The sequence below is a fragment of the Candidatus Pelagibacter sp. PS_37 genome, assembly GCF_059417825.1.
The window spans coordinates 133,261-147,605 of the sequence record NZ_CM182067.1 but is presented as its reverse complement, the minus strand read 5'-3'; the positions used below and the strand labels follow the sequence as shown (position 1 = coordinate 147,605).

General features: G+C 20.9%; 16 protein-coding genes. 2 read left to right on the top strand and 14 right to left on the bottom strand.

Going from position 1 to position 14,345, the window contains the following annotated elements; translation table 11 throughout:
- Positions 1–3: 3 nt before the first annotated feature.
- Both AC5SL9_RS00775 and hisH read right to left on the bottom strand, forming a co-directional pair.
- Positions 4–753 carry a HisA/HisF-related TIM barrel protein gene (locus AC5SL9_RS00775; RefSeq protein WP_494574132.1) on the bottom strand — a complete coding sequence of 250 codons (750 nt, stop codon included), beginning with the start codon at positions 751–753 and terminating at the stop codon, positions 4–6.
- Positions 753–1,355, bottom strand: coding sequence for an imidazole glycerol phosphate synthase subunit HisH (gene hisH, locus AC5SL9_RS00770; RefSeq protein ID WP_494574131.1), 603 nt, complete (start codon positions 1,353–1,355; stop codon positions 753–755). The genes AC5SL9_RS00775 and hisH overlap by 1 nt, the downstream gene beginning before the upstream one ends.
- An 81-nt stretch (positions 1,356–1,436) precedes the next feature.
- On the opposite strand from hisH, the gene AC5SL9_RS00765 reads away from it, so the two are divergent.
- Together AC5SL9_RS00765 and AC5SL9_RS00760 are read left to right on the top strand one after the other, a co-directional pair.
- Positions 1,437–2,285: a glycosyltransferase family 2 protein gene (locus AC5SL9_RS00765; protein ID WP_494574130.1), complete on the top strand. Its 849-nt coding sequence runs from the start codon at positions 1,437–1,439 to the stop codon at positions 2,283–2,285.
- 19 nt (positions 2,286–2,304) lie between these two features.
- On the top strand, positions 2,305–4,143 hold the full coding sequence (locus tag AC5SL9_RS00760; RefSeq protein ID WP_494574129.1) for a hypothetical protein: 1,839 nt from the start codon (positions 2,305–2,307) through the stop codon (positions 4,141–4,143).
- Positions 4,144–4,145: 2 nt separating this feature from the next.
- On the opposite strand, the gene AC5SL9_RS00755 is transcribed toward AC5SL9_RS00760, so the two are convergent.
- From AC5SL9_RS00755 to pseB, 12 genes are all read right to left on the bottom strand, one after another.
- Positions 4,146–5,294: an asparagine synthase-related protein gene (locus tag AC5SL9_RS00755; RefSeq protein ID WP_494574128.1), complete on the bottom strand. Its 1,149-nt coding sequence runs from the start codon at positions 5,292–5,294 to the stop codon at positions 4,146–4,148.
- Positions 5,264–6,001: an asparagine synthetase B family protein gene (locus AC5SL9_RS00750; RefSeq protein WP_494574127.1), complete on the bottom strand. Its 738-nt coding sequence runs from the start codon at positions 5,999–6,001 to the stop codon at positions 5,264–5,266. Before AC5SL9_RS00750 ends, AC5SL9_RS00755 begins: the two co-directional genes overlap by 31 nt.
- Positions 6,002–6,003: 2 nt before the next feature.
- Positions 6,004–6,870: a glycosyltransferase family 4 protein gene (locus tag AC5SL9_RS00745; protein WP_494574380.1), complete on the bottom strand. Its 867-nt coding sequence runs from the start codon at positions 6,868–6,870 to the stop codon at positions 6,004–6,006.
- A gap of 281 nt (positions 6,871–7,151) precedes the next feature.
- On the bottom strand, positions 7,152–8,630 hold the full coding sequence (locus tag AC5SL9_RS00740) for a capsular polysaccharide export protein, LipB/KpsS family (protein WP_494574126.1): 1,479 nt from the start codon (positions 8,628–8,630) through the stop codon (positions 7,152–7,154).
- Positions 8,627–9,325, bottom strand: coding sequence for a WbqC family protein (locus tag AC5SL9_RS00735; protein ID WP_494574125.1), 699 nt, complete (start codon positions 9,323–9,325; stop codon positions 8,627–8,629). The genes AC5SL9_RS00740 and AC5SL9_RS00735 overlap by 4 nt, the downstream gene beginning before the upstream one ends.
- The gene (locus tag AC5SL9_RS00730; protein ID WP_494574124.1) at positions 9,325–9,987 is read right to left on the bottom strand and encodes a glycosyltransferase; all 663 of its coding nucleotides are present in this window, start codon (positions 9,985–9,987) and stop codon (positions 9,325–9,327) included. The genes AC5SL9_RS00735 and AC5SL9_RS00730 overlap by 1 nt, the downstream gene beginning before the upstream one ends.
- Positions 9,988–10,163: 176 nt before the next feature.
- Positions 10,164–10,292, bottom strand: a complete 129-nt coding sequence (locus AC5SL9_RS00725; protein ID WP_494574123.1) for a hypothetical protein — start codon at positions 10,290–10,292, stop codon at positions 10,164–10,166.
- 16 nt (positions 10,293–10,308) lie between these two features.
- Complete coding sequence (locus AC5SL9_RS00720) at positions 10,309–10,911, bottom strand: class I SAM-dependent methyltransferase (protein WP_494574122.1); 603 nt, start codon at positions 10,909–10,911, stop codon at positions 10,309–10,311.
- Complete coding sequence (locus tag AC5SL9_RS00715; protein WP_494574121.1) at positions 10,898–11,359, bottom strand: GNAT family N-acetyltransferase; 462 nt, start codon at positions 11,357–11,359, stop codon at positions 10,898–10,900. Before AC5SL9_RS00715 ends, AC5SL9_RS00720 begins: the two co-directional genes overlap by 14 nt.
- Before the next feature lie 299 nt (positions 11,360–11,658).
- Positions 11,659–12,261 carry an NAD-dependent epimerase/dehydratase family protein gene (locus tag AC5SL9_RS00710; protein ID WP_494574120.1) on the bottom strand — a complete coding sequence of 201 codons (603 nt, stop codon included), beginning with the start codon at positions 12,259–12,261 and terminating at the stop codon, positions 11,659–11,661.
- A complete protein-coding gene (locus AC5SL9_RS00705; protein WP_494574119.1) occupies positions 12,251–13,327 on the bottom strand; it encodes an N-acetylneuraminate synthase family protein in 1,077 nt (358 codons plus the stop codon). The genes AC5SL9_RS00710 and AC5SL9_RS00705 overlap by 11 nt, the downstream gene beginning before the upstream one ends.
- Positions 13,308–14,309, bottom strand: coding sequence for a UDP-N-acetylglucosamine 4,6-dehydratase (inverting) (gene pseB, locus AC5SL9_RS00700; protein ID WP_494574118.1), 1,002 nt, complete (start codon positions 14,307–14,309; stop codon positions 13,308–13,310). Before pseB ends, AC5SL9_RS00705 begins: the two co-directional genes overlap by 20 nt.
- Positions 14,310–14,345 lie beyond the last annotated feature (36 nt).

The following is a 14,345-nucleotide window of genomic DNA, read 5'->3' as shown; positions in this document are numbered from 1 at the left end:
AAATTAACTATTAATTTTTTCTATTTCTTCGTTAGATAAGTAATTTACAAGTACACTTTCATTGTTACCTTTAAATGAAAATAGGCTAGAAGCTACTCCTCCACTTATATCCAAGTTTTTAAGAAATATAAAGTCATCAATTTTTTTTGCTCCACCATTTATAATTAGATTAGTTTTAATAATTTTAGAGTACTTACTTATTAATTCTTTATCATACCCACTTCTTGTTCCTTCTAAATCCACAAAGGTTAAAAGTGTTTCACTAGGATTTAGCATATTAATTTTTTCTAGATGATTTTCAATTGTATCATTATAAAAACTTTTTTTTTTATTATTAAATAATCTTAATTTTTTAATAAAATTTTTCTTAAGATTTACAGATATAGAAATACTAGAATTACCAAATTCCTTAATTGCTTTTTCAATAAATTCAAATTTTTTAAAAACAAGTGAATTAAAACAAATTTTTTCATATCCATAAGATAAAATTTTTTCAATGTCATTAAAGCTTTTTACACCACCACCATAACTTAGAGGTACAAACGATTCCTCAGAAATTTGTTTTAGTAATTTAAAATCTGGTATATCACTGTTTGAAATATCATTTATCAAAATTTCATCAACACCAAGTTCGCTATATATTTTTACAATATTAATTGGATCACCTAAATAAATCTTTTTTTTAAATTTTATTGTTTTGATGCAGTTTTGATTTTCAATTAATAAAATAGGAATTATTCTAAAAAAAATCATTATATGTTTATGAAATTTTTGAAAAAATTAATACCAAAATTATGACTTTTTTCTGGATGAAATTGGACTCCAAAAACATTATTTTTTCTTACAACACTTGAAAATTCTAAATTATTTTCAGAAATTGCAATTGTATAGTCTTGATGATATGGAAAATAATATTTGTGTAAAAAATAAAATTTGCTTTTATTTAAAAAATCAAATTTATGTTCATTTTTTTTTACTTTAGTGTTTGACCACCCCATAAAGATATCTTTTGAATTTTGGTTATTAAATGACTTACAATAAGTATCAAAAACTTTTAAACCTTCTTTATCACCCTCTTCACTTCCAAGAGTAAGGATTTGCATACCTAGACAAATACCAAGTATTTTAGTGTTTTCAGATATTTTCAATTTTAAAATATCAATTAAGTTTTTTTCTTCTAGTTTTTTTATTGCTCTGTCGAAACTACCTACTCCAGGTAATATTATGATTTCAGAATCTTTAATAATTTTAGGATCAGATGTAATTACAGACTTTTCACCAATTTTAGAAAGCATATTTGAAATAGCTGAAACATTTCCAGTGTTGTATTCTATTATAACTATTTTTTTTTTCATTTTGTCTAATTAAATCTTCAATTATAGAAATTTCAATATAGTATCAATTTTTTATTAATATTAAGATATATATAAAAAATAATGGCCAATTTAGCAGTGGTAATCCCTTGTTATAATGTTTCTAACAGCATTCTTGATGTAATTAAATCAATAGGTCCTGAGATTAGTAAAATATATGTAATAGACGATTGTTGTCCTCAAAAATCAGGTGATTTAGTAAATGATAACGTAAAAGATGAAAGAGTTAAAGTTTTATACAATTCAGTAAATTTAGGAATTGGAGGTGCTACCAAAAAAGGTATTTCTGAAGCCTTTAAAGATAATAAAATTGATATCTGTTTTAAAATTGATGGTGATGGCCAAATGGATACTGATAATATAACCAAATTTGTAAGTAAATTTAAAAAAAATTACTTATATGTCAAAGGAAATAGGTTTCACCTTCATAAAAAATTTTTTAAAATGCCATTACTGAGAATAATTGGTAATTTTTTACTTTCTACAGTTACAAAAATTACAACTGGTCAATATAATACCTTTGATGTCACAAATGGCTTTATTGCTATACACAAAGAAGTTTATAAAAACTTAAAATTAGAAAATATTGCAGACAATTTTTTTTTTGAAACAACTATGATTGCAGAAATGAGAAGAATAAAATGTGATATATTAGATATCAATATAGAAACAATTTATAAAGATGAAAAAAGTAATATAGTTATATCAAAAATATTGTTAGATTTTATTTTTGGACATATAATTATTTTTTGTAAACGAATAAATCGTGAGTATATAAAAAATAATAAAATATTTATAATACTTTTATTAATGAGTATTTTATTTTCATTTTTTATTTCATTTTTTATTAAAAAATTTATTTTCTTGCTTATAATTTTAATAACTATTTTCATTATTAAAGACAAAACTTAGATACAGCTTAAGATTAAAAATGGAAAAATATTTGATAATAAACCTATACTTTTTTATTATTTTAATCTTCGGTGAGATTATTAAAAAAAAATATAAACTTCTAGATAAATACACATCTTTAGATTTATATTTATATGGTGTTTTATATTTAACAGTTTTGATTATTATCTTTTCAAGTTTAAATTTATTAGATAAATTTCATCTAATAGTAACATTTATCTTATTTTTTTATTTATCATTTAATTTTAAAAAAATACTTCAAATTGATTCATTTAATTTTGTAAAAACAATACTAATATTAAATTGTATTTTGTTATTGTGCATAAATAAGGAATTCCTTTGGTGGGACGAATTTTCTAGCTGGGGCTTAAAAACAAAAGAATTATTAATTCATAATTCAATTTATTATGAAAATATTATAACAAATCAAAACAAACCCTTTGGTTCAAATTTACTTCATTATATTTTTCTTAAGTATCATACATATGATGAGGGTATAATTATATTTTCTCAATTTACCCTAACTATCTTATTGCTAAAAAATATTTTTAATGATTTTAAAATTGATAATTATTTATTATTAAATTTTTTTATTTATTTTCTTTTAATATATTTTTTAGCATTTATTTTTAATTATGGTCTATTTTCAATTTATACGGGTGTAATTACATCATTATTATTTATTAAAATAATCTCTATTTTATTCATAAAAAAAATAGACAACTCAAAATTAAAATTATTTGAATTATTTCCAATAGTATTTTTAATTATTTTTTTTAAGGATTTTTCTTTATTTTATATCGTATATATATTTTTAATTCTTTTAATAAGTTTTTTTAATAAAGAAAAAAAATATCTAAATATAAAAAATACATATATATTTTCTTTTTCAACATTTGTAACAATTATTTTTCAAAAATTTATTTCTTTTAAATTAAAACATACAACAACCATTAGTAGCTTTAACATAAATGAATTATTTGAAAAATTAATTACTACGCGTATAAACTGGGAGCAGATAAATAGTATAAATATTTTCCAAGGATCTATTTTTAGAATACCCAATCAAATCATAGAAAAAATTTTTTCCAAAACAGAATTTTTTTATGAATTCAAAACAAATTTAATATTTTGGTTAATTTTTTTATCTTTAATGAATTTATTTTTATTTTTTTCTAATAAAAAAAAATATAAAGAAAAAATTATTTTATTTCTATCAATGTATTTAATTAGCTATCTACATATTTTTTTAATTTTGACTTCATATACAATTTTTTTTGGGCCTAATGAGGCATCTGCAATGGCAAGTTTTGGAAGATACATAGGTTTATATTTCATGCCATATACAATATTTTTAATCTATAATGGTTTTACTAATGACTTTAATTTATCTAAGTTTAAGTTTATTTTACTATCTATATTTTTACTTATAGCTCCTGCAAAATCTATAGAAATTTTAATTCCGGAGAGATTCAATAACTTCGATAGTAAAATGCAACATATAAAATATGATAAAAAACAAATTAAGAAATTATCAAATTTTATTCAAAAAAATTATAAAAGCAAAAAAATTTATGTTCTTATAGATAGTGATGATGGGTTTGTGCTTAATATGTTTAAAATATATTTATATCCTGATTTTATCAATAAAGAGTGTTGGTCATTTAGAAAAAATAAAAAACCAACACCATATATGTTTAATTGTGACTATAAAAACGATGAGCAAATTATTAAAAGATTAAATAGTTATGAAATAGTGATTAATTACAACCAAAATAAAACATATGACGATATTTTAATTAACAATGACTATAATAAAATTGAGAGTATTTTTAATTCTAATATTTATAACAAATAATATTATAATTTAATTTTATGATGTTTTATCCATGCTCCTAGAAATATTACTTTCCATATCCAATCACTATAAGCAGACCTCCCTCTAATTATATCTAATGCCTTATTTTTACATTCAATATCTAATATTTTATCTAAATAGTTAAAATAATTTTCAAACATATTTTTAATATACATTCTATTATTTTTTGTCCATTCTTCTCCTGGTGCTAAAAAACCAACTTTAAAATTTCTTTTATAAATTTTGAGAGGAAGAATGCTTTTAAAAGCTTCCCGCAAAATATATTTACTTGTAATCCCCTGAATCTTATTTTCCATTTTTGTTGAAAGAATATTTTCAACAAAATTAAAATCTAAGAAAGGTGATCTTGTCTCTACAGAATGAGCCATTGAGTTTATGTCTGACCAATTTAGTTGTTTCGGTAAACTTGTTTCAAAAAATTGTTTATAATTTTCATTTAATACTAAATTGTTATGAAATTTTCTGTTTACTTTGTAAGTAGTATTTAAATTTAACCATTTATTATTAAATCCATGATTAAAACTATTTTTTAATTTCTTTGAAATATTTTCAGGCAAAAAGTTAATAAATAATTTTTTTAAAAAGAAAAATTTATTTTTAAAATTTGAAAATAAAATATCTATAAAAAAATTAATAAACTTTAATATTTGAAAACTCTTTAGCAGCTCAATTAAATATAAAGAATAATAATTTTCGTAACCACAAAGTTGTTCATCTGCACCATGACCATCCAAATTTACTTTAATTTTTTTTTCTTTTAATTTTTTAAATACTTCCCATTCAGAAAATACAGATAAATTAGGTATTGGATTATCATGACTTTTGACCATTTTAGTAAAATCTTTTTTAAAATTTTTAAATTCTAATTTAATTGGAATATTTTTAAATTTATATTTTTTACTAAATTCTTTTACATATTCATATTCATCATTACGATCAAAGGTTCTGCTTGAAAAAGTATATATTTTTTTTATGTATTTTTGGTCTAAATTTGCAACTATGCTTGCAATGACGCTTGAGTCTATCCCTCCAGATAGAGAAATACCAATATTCACATCAGATCTTAACCTCAATTTGACAGAATCAGATAAAATATTTTTTATTTCACTTTTAATTTTATTATTAGCCAATTTTTTTTTTTAAATCTATACCATTTTTTTTGCTTCAAACTGAAATTATTTTTATCAATTTCAAAATAATTTCCAGGCTTAAGTTGAAAAATATTTTTTATAAAAGTTTGATCTCCAAAATAACTAATGTCATGAAATAAATATGAAGATAGTGATTTTTTATTTACTTCATTTTTTTTATTTAAAATAAGTAATTGTTTAATTTCTGATGCAAAGTAAATAGTATTTTGTAATTTTATATAATAAAATGGCTTAACACCATATCTGTCTCTTGAAGCAACTAATTTATTTTTTTTGAGATCATATATTATCATTGACCACATTCCGTTGAATAAATTAAAACAACTTTTTCCCCAAAAATCATATGCTGCTAATATGACTTCCGTATCTGATTTTGATTTAAATTTATAATTATTTTGTAAAAGTTCCTTCTTTAATTCAAGATAGTTGTATATTTCTCCATTAAATACTATCAGATATCTATTGTTATAAAACATTGGTTGATTTGCTTTATTTGATAAATCAATAATTTTAAGTCTTCTAAATCCAGCACAGAATTTAATACTATGATCTCTTAAATTTTTAAATTTTTTATATGTAATATAGTTTTCTTTATCTGGGCCTCTGTGACTAATTTTATAATTCATTTTCTTTATTTTCTGCAAAGAAACTTCTTCTTTAGAGATACAGAATGAAAATCCACACATATTTAAGAATTATATACTAGTTGTATTTTTTTTGTCACTATTTCTGGAGAAAATTTTTTTTTATAAAAATTGATTATTTTATTTGGTTTATATTTTTTTTTATTACCTAATATTTTTAAAATTGCTTTGATTAGAGCGGTTGGTGAATTTTTTTTAATTAATAGGGAGCAATTAGAATTATATAGGTCTCTAACACCCAAACTATCTGTCATTACCACTGGAACACCCATGGAATAAGCTTCAATCACAACAACACCGAAAGTTTCAAAATTACTAGGTAGAACCAAAATACTACTTTGATTTATCAATTTTAAAACATTCTTTCTATTTAATGTGGTAAATATTTTAACATTTTTTTGTAAATCATTATTTTTGACAAAACTATCAATCTTAGATTTTAATGGCCCATTCCCTACCAAATTTAATTTTAAATTTTTTTTATAAATTTTTTTGAAAGATTTTAATAATAATAGTGGATTTTTTCTTTCCTCAAAACTTCCAACAAATATTATACTATTTTTTTGTTTATATTTTTTAAACTTTATACTAATTGATAAATTGGGTATAACAATGACTAAATTTTTTTTTAGTTTAAAATATTTTTTTACCTTTTTTTTTAAAATCGAGCTAACGCATATCACTTTTTTGCTACTTCTAAAGGCTTTAGAAATGTTTAAAAATACTTTTGAATTTTTTGGATAATTTCTTTCATACTTTCCATCTAAAAAATCTGTGGAATGTTCAGTTACAATATAAGGTATTTTATATTTTTGTTTTATTTTATAAGCAGTCCAAATAGAAAATTCTGAAAAATGAATATGCAACAAATCAGGTTTTCCATAAATTTTAATATATTTTTTAAAATAAATTAAAAAAAAAAATAATGAATTTTATAATTTATATTTTTAAAATACGGTACTCTTGGAAAATAAAAAATAAAATTTCTATAATTTTTTTCACAAGTAAATATTTTGAAAAATAGACTTGTTAATATTTTCCTTATAGAAAATAGATAAATATAAATTAATCCAATTGAGTTATTTTTCTTCAGATACATTTGTTGTTCCATTGTGAAAATTCCTCCTAATTTGTGATCTTTTGTAGGATACTCTGAAGGTACTAATAATATGTGCATTATTTTATTAATGATTTATAAAAATTTATTTATTAAATTTGCAATTTTTTTGTATCTTTTATTAATATCAAAATTTTTAATTTTATCATTATAAAAATCATCTATACTCAATTCAGGAATTATTGGACAATCATTGATTATTGATAAATAATTTTTTTTGTAATTTTTTTTGTAATTTTTTAAAAAAATTCTTAAGTCTTTTTTATTTGATATAAACGTAATACCATTTAATAGTTTCAAATAATTTTGTGAAAAAATTATTGATCTCTTATTTCTAATCATTGATTCAATATTTATTGTACCATTAGCTGAAACAACAAATTCTGCATTATCAATCAATTTATACGTATCTATATCTGTTGAAATAAACTTTACTCTCTTAATTCCATTTTGTATTTTTTTATAATAATTTATATTTTTAATATCGTGATCGACTCTATTCATTGAAAACATACTTGGGTGTTCCTTATAAAAAATTGTTAAATTTTTAGGTAAATTTTTATCTAAAAATTTCAAAATTTTATACTGGTCATAAAAATTTTTATCACAATCTGTGGATGTTGTTCTTTCAGGTTGGTAGCTTGCGGAAAATAATATATATTTTTCGTCATAATTTACATTTTCACATAAAGTTTTATAGAATATAAATTTGTCTAATATTGTAAAATATGATTTTAAGTAAATCATACTTAACTGAAAAGAATCTAAATCATTTCTTTGATCTAGTTTTAGATTGTTATTAAAATTTATTAAAGAAATTGAATTTTTGAAAAAAAAATTCTTTATACATTTCAAAATTAAAATGATTATTTTTGTTAGTGAAAACTGATTAATATAACTGTAATTTATATAATATGGGATATTTTGGTTATATTCCTTTTTACATTTTTTTAGAAAATTAATATTAAATTCTTTATATTGAATTTCAAAATTTGATTGTTTTAATCTTTGTTCTTTTAGAATTTTTCTTATATTTTTCTCATTATAGTTATGAGATAAATATGCGTATCCTCTGAAGTTTAATTTATTAAAAATAATTGTTTTAATTTTATGAAATTTACAAATATGATAGATAATGAGATCAAATCCATGATGAGGAATAGATTTAAACATGACTACATCCGGTTTATTTTCTTTAATAAATGATTTCCATTTTATAAATTGTTTTTTTATGTACTCCCTTTTTTTAACTTTAGAAATTTTATCATCATATTTTTCGTATCTTTTAAGAGTAAAATAAAGTTTTTCATAGCAAAGCTCATAATATTTTTCTTCTTTTCTATTTAATATATATTCTTTTTTAATCTTAAGTTGTCCTCTAATAGCCATTTGCCAATCTATAAATTTTGAATTCTTGAAATTTTTTTGAAATTTTTTTTTAGTAAATTCTTTTCTTTCTATCCAAATATCAGGTTTATAAAATTTTTGCTTTATAAAAAAATCAACCCAAAAATTATCGTCGAAATCAATACAAAAAAAACTGGTAGTTTTCATTTTAAATCAAAGTTATTTTGATTTAAGAATATAATTTCTCTAGCATCACCTCCAAATCTAAAAAGTAAGTCTATCACAGATAAATTTTTTTTGGATTTTAGATTGAATTGTTCAGGAACTAAATAATCTTGAAAAAAAATTTTTATGTTATTTTTTTTAAATTCTTCTATTTTAGCATAATTTCTTCCCTGCTCTCCAAATATAAAAGTGCTAGCTTTAAATTCTTTACACATTTCTAAAACTAAATCTGACTTTTTTAATTGAAAGTTATGATCGCTTGATTTTACTACTTCAGTTTTAATTTCTAAGACTTTTAATAACATTATCAATATTTCATAATTGAAAATACTTAGATAATCATATTTTTTTTCATAGATAATTTTTAATTTATTAAAATAAAAATCAAAATATTTTTCATTTTTATAATTTAAATAAATTGATTTTAGATGTTTTCTTTGCCAATTATAATTATTATTAATTTTAATCTCATTTGTTTTTATTTTAAGAAAATTTTTATCAAGTACAGGTATAGATAAACAAATAGGATCATTTTTACATCTAATATAATTTCTATTCATCCATTCTTTGGGTAAATATTGAACTGTATCTAAAAAAACAAATAAATTTGATAACCAAATTTTATGAAACAATCCAGCCCAAGGCAAATAGGTTGGTTGATGAGCAGAAAGTATCATTATTTAATTTTTAATATCTTATTAACTATTCGTATAGAACCTAGATGATCAATTAATTTTGTTGATTTTGCAAGATTTTGATATCTAAAAATGTTAAGTACTAAATTACTTAGTTTTTTTTGAATTTTATCAATATTTACAAATTCTATTAATTTTTTTTTTCTTAAGTAAATAAGATTATTTAATTGATTATTCCATAGCCCAAAACAAATAACATTTTTTTTTAATAATAATGCCTCATAGATGGTAAACCCACCTGCACAAATTATAATTTTAGATATTTTTATATGGTTAATAATATTTTTTGGATACATTATAAATTTTATTTTAATACCATCTTTTTTTAATTTTTTTAGTTTACTAATTAAGTCTTTTTTATAAAATCTTCCTATTACTACTTTAAATTTAAAATTATGAGTTTTTAAAATATTTATTACTTTTAAACTTAAGCTATAGTGATCAAAGGCTCCAAAAGTAATTAATATTTCTTCATTAACTTTTCTCTTAATTTTTAGATTTTTTTTAATATCTAGATCGAAAGGAATATAAGATAAACCAGATATAAAATTTTTATTTTTAATTTTATTTCCCAAGTGAATATTTAAATCTGCTTTCAATTTTTTTTGGGGGTTATCTGAAAAACAAATTGTTTTATAACCCATTTTTTTAAATTTAGATAAAATATTATTTGTTAATTGATAATTATCAAAAATAATAAATTTTCTTTTTTCTTTTCTAAAAAAAAGTTTGGAAAAGTTTTCTAAATTAATATTTTTAAGTGATTTATTTATGTAAATAAGTTTCTTAAATTTTAATTTTGATGAATCTTTATTTTTTGTTAAAATAAAATTATAATTAATTTTTTTTTTTTTAAACCTGATGATAAATTTTTTAATCTTCTAAGGTGTCCAAATCCAACTTTGTCTGAATAATTTGGCCATAAGTAAAAAAAAACATTATTTTTCATATTTTTTTTTTAAAAACTATAAATGTTTTTTAAAAACTATAAATGTTTTATCGTGTGATAAATAATTGGAATTTAACAAATAATTATTGGATATTTTTTCTACTAATTTCAGAATTTTTGTAGCATCATAGTAATTTTGATTAACAAAAATCTTATTTGATTGTGTGCTTAAAAAATTAAACAAAATACAATATTTTGATAAATTGAACATTTTGAATATTATTTTTTCTAAAGTTTCAAAATTATTATCGAATGGTAAATTTAATAATCCAGACATAAAAACTATATCATATTTTTTCTTAAATTTTAAATCTAAAAAATTTTTGTTAAAAAATTTTACATTCTTACTCTTATATTTTTTTTCACAAAAGTTGACAAAATCCTTATTCATATCTATTCCAGTAAAAGATTTTATTTTCTTTCTTTTTAAATATTTGAAGAAATCTCCTCTACCACACCCAATATCCAAAATGGTTTTTTTTTCAATATTGCAAAATTTTTCTAATTGATAAAATCTTATCATTTGACTCTTTTTAGATCCCCATCCGACAAAATCATAATTATTTTTTACGATTTTAGATTTGTTTTTTATTTCGTAAAATATTTTATTGTAATCCATTGTTAATTTTTTTTTCAAATTTTATTTTATTATCAATAAATTTAATTTTTTGATAATCGCATTTTGTGAACATTTTTACTGATTTATTATTACTCTTAAAAACATAGGCTCTTAAAATTTTAATTTTTTTTGGCAATTCTTTTTCAGATTTTAATAAAAATTTTGTGCTTAATTTTTTTCCTCTGAATTTTGGATTTAGGTTTATTGATATAATGCCAGTGTTTTTGTATTTTTTTATTTTTACCAACCCAAATTTTTTATTTTTATCGTATAATATAAAAATAGAAAAATTATTTGATCTTAATTTATCATAACACCACAAATAATGATTACCATAACTAAAATTTTTTTTTCCAAATGAATTTGCAAGCGCTAAATAATCATTCTCCCATTTATATATATCTATAAAATCTTTTTTTTCAAAATTTCTTATTTTAAAATTTATCATACATATAAGTTTTTTTAATACCGTCAGCTAAATTTGTTTCAGTATTTCCTAAATATTTTCTCATTTTTTTAACATCACAACAAAAATTTTTTATTTCATTTATTCTATTTGGTTTATACCTAAAGTGAATTCCAGGATTAATTTTTTTTAAAATTTTATAAATTTCAATTGTTTTTGTATATTTACCTGATCCTAAATTAATATGTCCTGAGTAATTATTATTTAATGTATTTAATGTTAATTTTGCTGCATCTTTTACAAATATATAATCTCTGGAATTTAATCCTTTACCTATTAAATTAATTTTTTTTTTTTAAAATATTATTAATAAATATTGCTACTACTCCAACTTCTCCCTTTTCAATTTGTCTTGGTCCGTAGATATTTGCGTATCTGATTGAATTAAATTGCAGTTTATAAAATTTATTAAAATATTCTAAATAATGTTCTACCGTCGCTTTACAAATACTATAAGAATTGGATAAGTCTTTTTTTGCATTCTCTTTAACTGGTAACTTTCTTTGATGACCATAAATAGCAACACTTGATCCATATATTAATTTAGCAACTTTATATTTAACAGATAGATTTATAATATTTAAGCTGCCTAATATTTGATTATTTACATCATCCTTTGTATTCTCAGTTTTAATTGAAGTGTTTATTTTTGCTGCCATATGAAAAACGTAATTAAAATTATATTTTTTAAATATTTTTTCTAATGCACTGAAATTTTCAATATCTATTGAATAAAAAATTGATGATTTATTTAAATTTTGTAATCTTCCTGATGAAAGATTATCTACTACGACTACTTTATTTTTTTTTCCTAATAATTCATCAACAATGTGTGATCCAAGAAAGCCGCACCCTCCAGTAACCAATATTTTTTTATTTGACATCATTTAGTGTGATTGGTTCACCTTTTAATTTATTCTTATTTAATTTTTTTTTTAAAATTTTTGATAAATCTTTCGCTTGTAAAGAGATATTTAAATTTTTCATAATTTTAAAGTGTTTTTGATTTAATATTGTATTTTTTTTTGTATTTTTTGAAAAACTCAAGGCTACTTGGATTTGATGTCTATTATCCATTTCTTTAATATTTGGCATTATATCTCCACTACCTTTTGCTAAACAAATTTTATCAAGTAATACTGATAATTTTTTAAATTCTTTTGGGTCTGAGCTAAACCAATGATCTGGCCCATTAAGTTTTTTATCTAATGTAAAATGTTTTTCTATAATTTTTGCTCCTAACGATGCTGCGATTAAAGGTGCCACTGTACCTTTGGTGTGATCAGAATAACCTATTTCTAACTTGAATTTTTTTTTTAATGTTGTCATTCTATTTATGTTAGCGTCTTTAATTTCTGTTGGATAAAGACTGACACAATGCATAAGAATAACAGATGATTTTCCGTTTCTTTCAATTACATCTAGCGCTTTATGAATTTGATCAATAGTAGCCATTCCAGTAGATAAAAAAATAGTTGTAAAATTTTTTGATAAATCACTCAAAAAATCAATATGTGTTAAAAAATCAGAGCCATTTTTAACAAAATCAATATTTAATTTTTTTATATCTTTAATGCCTGAAATTGATGTTGGAGTATAAAATATTTTTTTTCTATAATGTTTTGCAATATTGTTTAGCTCTAGCATCCATTTTTTTTGAAATTCATTTTTTTTACAAATATCAAATAAACTTTTTGAATTTCTGTTTTTGTCTAACCATAAGATTTTTTTATTATTTAAAAAATCTTCTGTTTTAAAATTTTGAAATTTAACAATATCGGCTCCCGAATTAAAAGCTGCAATTGTACTTTTTTTTGCTAAATTAAAATTTCCATTATGATTAATTCCAACTTCTGCAATTAAAAGTGGTTTATTTTGATCAAAATTTAGTTGATCTGTTAATTTTCTTTTGTGGAGTTTCAAATGAGTTTTAAATTTTTTCCTGTGCATTAAACATTTTCATTTTTGCTTTAAGTTCACTAGCGCTCATAATATAATTTTTATCAGATGATGAATAACCATCATTTAAAATATCATTTTTTTTTAAATTTTTAAATTTTTTAGGTGCTTTGAAATTGATGGTTTTAATTCCTGGTTTAATTAAAAAAAATTTATTACAATCAATAATATGTGGTGTTTCATCTCTTGAAAAAAGAAATTCATCTATTTTTTCACCTGGTCTGACACCTGTTATAAAAATTTTATTTTTAGATAAAAAAATTTCTGCAAGATCTTTAATATAATATGATTTTAATTTCGGTATTATTATTTCGCCTCCAGACATAATTTTTAAAGTTTTGACAACTAAATCTACGCCTTCTTCTAATGTTATCCAAAAACGCGTCATTTTATTATCTGTTAAGTAAAAATTTTCCTTATTTTGTTTTACTTTTTCCAAAATCGGTATTACTGAGCCTTTAGATCCGGATACATTGCCGTATCTTACTACTGAAAACTTTGTATTAATTCCTCCAGATAAATTGTTAGCAGCAATAAATAATTTTTCTCCCGCTAACTTAGTTGAACCATAAAGATTTACTGGTCCACAAGCTTTGTCTGAAGATATCATTAAAACTTTTTTTACTTTATTATTTAATGCACACTCAATTAAATTTTGTGATCCTATAATGTTTGTTTTAATGCATTCCATAGGATTATATTCAGAAAGAGGAACTTGCTTCATTGCTGCTGCATGAACAATAAAATCTATATCCCTCAAAGCTAAATTTAGTCTTTCTTTGTCCCTAACATCACCGAGGAAAAATCTCATTTTTTTAGACTTAAATCTAAATGATAATTCATAATGTTTTACTTCATCTCTTGAATAAACTACAATTTTTTTTGCATTGTAGTCTTTTAAAATTTTTTTCACAAACTCTTTACCAAAAGTTCCTGTGCCACCAGTGATTAATATATTTTTATTATTAAACATGAGATAATAGATATTGATTAATTATTAATAATCAAT

What these genes read in the sequence shown, in the direction of transcription:
- AC5SL9_RS00775 (WP_494574132.1), bottom strand. Translation starts at nt 753, where the DNA reads ATGATTTTTTTTAGAATAATTCCTATTTTATTAATTGAAAATCAAAAC.
- hisH (WP_494574131.1), bottom strand. Translation starts at nt 1,355, where the DNA reads ATGAAAAAAAAAATAGTTATAATAGAATACAACACTGGAAATGTTTCA.
- AC5SL9_RS00765 (WP_494574130.1), top strand. Translation starts at nt 1,437, where the DNA reads ATGGCCAATTTAGCAGTGGTAATCCCTTGTTATAATGTTTCTAACAGC.
- AC5SL9_RS00760 (WP_494574129.1), top strand. Translation starts at nt 2,305, where the DNA reads ATGGAAAAATATTTGATAATAAACCTATACTTTTTTATTATTTTAATC.
- AC5SL9_RS00750 (WP_494574127.1), bottom strand. Translation starts at nt 6,001, where the DNA reads ATGTGTGGATTTTCATTCTGTATCTCTAAAGAAGAAGTTTCTTTGCAG.
- AC5SL9_RS00740 (WP_494574126.1), bottom strand. Translation starts at nt 8,630, where the DNA reads ATGAAAACTACCAGTTTTTTTTGTATTGATTTCGACGATAATTTTTGG.
- AC5SL9_RS00735 (WP_494574125.1), bottom strand. Translation starts at nt 9,325, where the DNA reads ATGATACTTTCTGCTCATCAACCAACCTATTTGCCTTGGGCTGGATTG.
- AC5SL9_RS00730 (WP_494574124.1), bottom strand. Translation starts at nt 9,987, where the DNA reads ATGGGTTATAAAACAATTTGTTTTTCAGATAACCCCCAAAAAAAATTG.
- AC5SL9_RS00725 (WP_494574123.1), bottom strand. Translation starts at nt 10,292, where the DNA reads ATGAAAAATAATGTTTTTTTTTACTTATGGCCAAATTATTCAGACAAA.
- AC5SL9_RS00720 (WP_494574122.1), bottom strand. Translation starts at nt 10,911, where the DNA reads ATGGATTACAATAAAATATTTTACGAAATAAAAAACAAATCTAAAATC.
- AC5SL9_RS00715 (WP_494574121.1), bottom strand. Translation starts at nt 11,359, where the DNA reads ATGATAAATTTTAAAATAAGAAATTTTGAAAAAAAAGATTTTATAGAT.
- AC5SL9_RS00710 (WP_494574120.1), bottom strand. Translation starts at nt 12,261, where the DNA reads ATGTCAAATAAAAAAATATTGGTTACTGGAGGGTGCGGCTTTCTTGGA.
- AC5SL9_RS00705 (WP_494574119.1), bottom strand. Translation starts at nt 13,327, where the DNA reads ATGCACAGGAAAAAATTTAAAACTCATTTGAAACTCCACAAAAGAAAA.
- pseB (WP_494574118.1), bottom strand. Translation starts at nt 14,309, where the DNA reads ATGTTTAATAATAAAAATATATTAATCACTGGTGGCACAGGAACTTTT.